This window comes from uncultured Campylobacter sp., from assembly GCF_938030685.1.
Lineage (GTDB): Bacteria > Campylobacterota > Campylobacteria > Campylobacterales > Campylobacteraceae > Campylobacter_B.
Genome location: NZ_CALHHX010000010.1, coordinates 1 through 4,106 on the forward strand (window position 1 = coordinate 1; position 4,106 = coordinate 4,106).

At 50.8% G+C, this 4,106-nt stretch carries 4 protein-coding genes; all 4 read right to left on the reverse strand.

Annotated features, from left to right (window positions below):
- Positions 1 to 108: 108 nt before the first annotated feature.
- Entirely contained in the window at positions 109 to 1,287 is a 1,179-nt protein-coding gene (dapE, locus tag Q0369_RS00425; protein ID WP_298094477.1) for a succinyl-diaminopimelate desuccinylase, read from the reverse strand.
- Positions 1,288 to 1,302: 15 nt separating this feature from the next.
- Positions 1,303 to 1,899, reverse strand: coding sequence for a LysE family transporter (locus tag Q0369_RS00430; RefSeq protein ID WP_298094480.1), 597 nt, complete (start codon positions 1,897 to 1,899; stop codon positions 1,303 to 1,305).
- Positions 1,900 to 3,084: 1,185 nt separating this feature from the next.
- Positions 3,085 to 3,294, reverse strand: a complete 210-nt coding sequence (locus Q0369_RS00435; RefSeq protein WP_295151906.1) for a hypothetical protein — start codon at positions 3,292 to 3,294, stop codon at positions 3,085 to 3,087.
- Positions 3,294 to 4,106: class 1 fructose-bisphosphatase (locus Q0369_RS00440; protein WP_298094485.1), on the reverse strand; the 813-nt coding region annotated here is incomplete at its 5' end. The genes Q0369_RS00440 and Q0369_RS00435, both read right to left, overlap by 1 nt.

Genomic DNA, 4,106 nt, shown 5'->3' on the forward strand with positions numbered 1-4,106 from the left:
AGATAAAATTTGCCAAGCAACTACGAGCGAAAACCCCGGCAAATTCAGCAAAGCTTGGTAGAACGCAGAATTTTTATCAAATCTACGTAGCTTTGCCAAATTCTTAAATTAGTCGAAATTTTCTATCAGATCGCTAAAAATTTTAGCTAAATTTTCGACATCGCTAATCTCTACTCGTTCATTGATCTGATGGATCGTGTCGTTTCGCACGCCAAACTCCGCCGTCTCCACGCCAAATTCCGCGAAGTATCTCGCATCGCTCGTGCCGCCTGCGGTGTTTAGCTCGGCTGCTGCGCCGCAGATCTTCTGCACGCTAGCGCTTAGTTTTTGCACGATTTTGGAGCTTCGCTGAGTTAAAAAAGGCTTTGAGGAGCTTTTTAGTGCGAGATGTAGCGATGCGCCTGCTCGCAGCTGTGCGGTGCAGCTCATTTCTAGCTTGCCGCAGGATTCGCTTTCGTTGCATAGCGCATCTTTTGCGTCCAGTTCAAATAATCTCAGTACGTAGTCTCGCACGTCTTCTAGTCCCAGCCCTACGCCGCCGCGGACGTTGAACATCACGCGCACGTCCTTGGGTGTTACGTTTACGACCTGTGAGCCACCGCGAATGTCGGTGATGACTATCTTGGCTGGAGCGAAATCATCGCTACCCGCGTCCAGATCATGCCCCGCAAGACTTGCAAGCACCGGCGCTAAAATATGGACTGGATTGATGCATTTATCTGGGTAGGCTGCGTGCCCGCCGATGCCCGTGAGCGTGAGGACGCCGTTAATCGAGCCGCGACGACCGATCTTAATGGTATCGCCGAAGCGCACTTCGCATGTAGGCTCCGCAACGATTGCGAAGTCGGGTAGGGCATCTTGCTCGCGTAATTTAGAAAGCATTTCGCGCGTGCCGTAGATGCCGTCACCCTCCTCATCGCTGGTTAGTAGTAGGCTCAGCGTGCCCTTAAAATCGCGTGCCGCCGCTAGCGCGCAGATCGCCGCTGCGATGCCACTTTTCATATCCTGCGCGCCGCGCCCGTATAAAAAACCCTCCGCTTCCACCGGCTTAAACGGATCGCTCGCCCAGCCCTCGCCCGGCGGCACGACGTCGATGTGCCCGGCAAAGCACAGATGCGGACCCTGTCCGAAGCGCTTGGTAAAAATCGCGTTAGTTACGCCGTTTAGCTCGAATCTATCCTCGCTAAAGTCTGCCAGCAGCATCGAGACGTAGTTAAAAGCTCCGTCGTCGCTAGGTGTGAGCGAGCGGAATTTGATGAGCTCTTTTAGAATTTCAATCGGTTTCATAAGCCTCCCTTTGATTTAAATTTTAGCGAAAATTATAGCGTATAAAAGCTTTAGCGCAAAAAATGTCAAAATAAACGCCGAGATATATGCAAATGCCTGCACTACAATGTTTGGAAGCTTGCTGCGAGCTAGATATATCACAAGCGGAAAAAGCGTGATCCAAGCTAAGATTCCGCTTACAAGCCCCGCAAGAGCAAGCGCAAAATCTGTTCGCGCGGTGCCGGCAGATACGCTGAGCCAAAACATAATGACGTATGGATTTAGTAAATTTATCAAAAAGCCTTTGCCATAAAGCGCCACGCCCGAGCAAGCCTCGACGCTTGCGGGTTGCACCGAGCGAGTCGCGCCATGCCAGGTCGCGTGCGCCGTGTAGAGCAAAAAGCACGCGCCAAATATTGATATGCAGGCAAAAACGATCGGTATTTTGGCTAACTGCGATATGCCAAACGCCGATAGCGCTAGATAGAGCATATCCGCGCTCATGGCGCCGAGGCCCAGGCACAGCGCCTTGGTGTAGCTTCGCAGCGCGTAGGACATTATCAGCACGTTTACCGGGCCGATCGGCACGCTAACGCCCAGCCCCATCAAAACCCCTTGTACGAACGGTTGCATCCCTCTGCTTGTACTCCCCGAATCTGCTATAAAATTTCGGCACACGCCGCTGCGAAAAAATCTATGGACGCGGCTTTGCGAATAGATCGATGACGCACAGCTTCGCGAATGGATCAATCCTAAAATTCCGCGCGCCAGCCGATCGGTTTTTAAATTTAACGCAACCGCCGCCGCAATGCGCCTTAAGCTTTAAAATTTTAATGCGAGCGGTCGCATATGCTTCGGCTCTAAAATTTTTAACGTGTGCGCTTGCATGCGCCTCGACTTTGAAATTTAACGAGCGCTTCACATACACGCTCAGTCGCAAAATTTCAATATGAGCATTATGTGCTTGAAATTTATACGAGCATTCGTGCGGCGGACCCGCTCACTAGACTTCAAATTTAGCTTTTAAATTTTAACGTACGGATCGCGGTTTAAATTTGCGTTTTAAATTTACGGCTCGAATTTTGCGAGGTAAAATTTGCCGTTTCGCCTGCGTCGCTAAGTTTTCGAGTTAAATTCCGCAAGTCGAAATTTAAATTTCATCGCTGGTAGCAGAGCCGTCACTCTAGTCGTGAGCTAAATTTAACAAGGCAAAATTTAGATCGGCGGTAAACGGCGGCTCGCGCAAGTCAGTAAGTTTTAGTCGCGTAATTTAAAGATCGCGGCGGTAAAATTTAGCCCCCGAAATTTTGCTTTGCGTAATTTCAGACATTTGCGTATCCGCGCTTATAAACGGCTCATGATCGCAGATAAAATTTTGCGAAGCGAAATTTCGCACTTTAAAATTTTATCCGCAAATTTTAAAATATAGTCGCAGCGTCTGAAATTTAATCGGACGCCCGCTTTAAATTTAGCCGGGCGCCCGCAATTTGGCTGCACTCGCAATTTAAATTTTATCGGTCACCCCAAAACCTGACCCGTAAAACAGATGCGCTGCAGAGCAAACTCCGCCGCAATGCCAAATCGCGCCGTAAATTTTATCGTTTCGCAGCGGAGCAAATTTTACACTGCAAAGCAAGAGCCTGCGCGCCGCCGGATTAAATCTGCACCGTAGAGCAATTCCGCGCCGCAGCTTGGTTTACAGAGATCTTGCGCGCAAAGCCCGCTTCATAAAAATTACGCGCCCGCAAGAGGAAGGCGGCTGGGGTTCGTTTATGCCAAAGTCCGTCAAAAATCCCCATCACGCCGCAAAAGTACATTTTAAAACGAAAAATCCCCCGTCGCGCCGTGTGACATGCTCTCATAAACCGCCTTGACGTACTTATCGCGCACCGCGCAATCTAGCAGCTTCTCGCATTCCAGGCAGCTGGTGAGGTTGTGCTCCGCCTGACACGCTTGCAGCGCGGCTAAGCTTTTATCCAAAATTTCGTCGTAAACGTCGCGCGGCGCGCTGCTCTCGGTATCAGCCATCAGTTTTTCTCGCCGTAAATTTCATGCATTTTCGCGATCTCATACTTCGAGCCGAAAAAGCAAGGGCTGCTTTGGTGGATTTTCTCGATTTTAAGCTGTAAAAGAGAGCCGTTTTCGCCGTCGCTAGTGGCGCCTCCCGCGCGCTCGAAGATAAACGCAAACGGCAGCACTTCGAAGGTTACGCGAAGTTTGCCGCGCGGATGATCGCTAGTAGCGGGGTAGCTGAAAAGTCCGCCGCCTTTTAATAAAATTTGATGCAGGTCGCTTACCATCGCGCCGCTGTATCGCAGGCGGTAGCCCTCATCAAACAGCGTGCGCACGAGCTTTCGGTGCGGTTCGCTCCAGCCCTTTTGCGTCGCACCGGTGGCGTTTAGTTTGCCTTTTTGTTGTAGGCGCAGGTCTTTTACGAAGCTAAATTTGCCCTCGCGATTTAGGCGGTAGAGCTTCGGCGCATCCTCGCAAACGACCATCTCAAGGCGAGGCCCGTAGATACAATAGATCGCTGCCTTTAAGCTTGCGGGCGAAATTTCATCCTCGTATATGCCGAAAATCGAGCCCACGGCGAAATTTACGTCTACCAAGCTCGAGCCGTCGAGCGGATCGTAAGCGACGATTAGGCGCGCGTCCTCTCGCAGCGTTAAAATTTCATCTTTCTCCTCGCTGATTAGGGCGCGCACGAGCGGATTTTTGCGAAATTCCGCCTCGATTATGGCGTCGCTTTTTACGTCGAGTTTGAGCTGCGTATCGCCCGTGCTGTTGTGATGATCGGTGTAGCCGAAGTCCGCGTATTTCAGCTCCTCGGCGATTTGTAG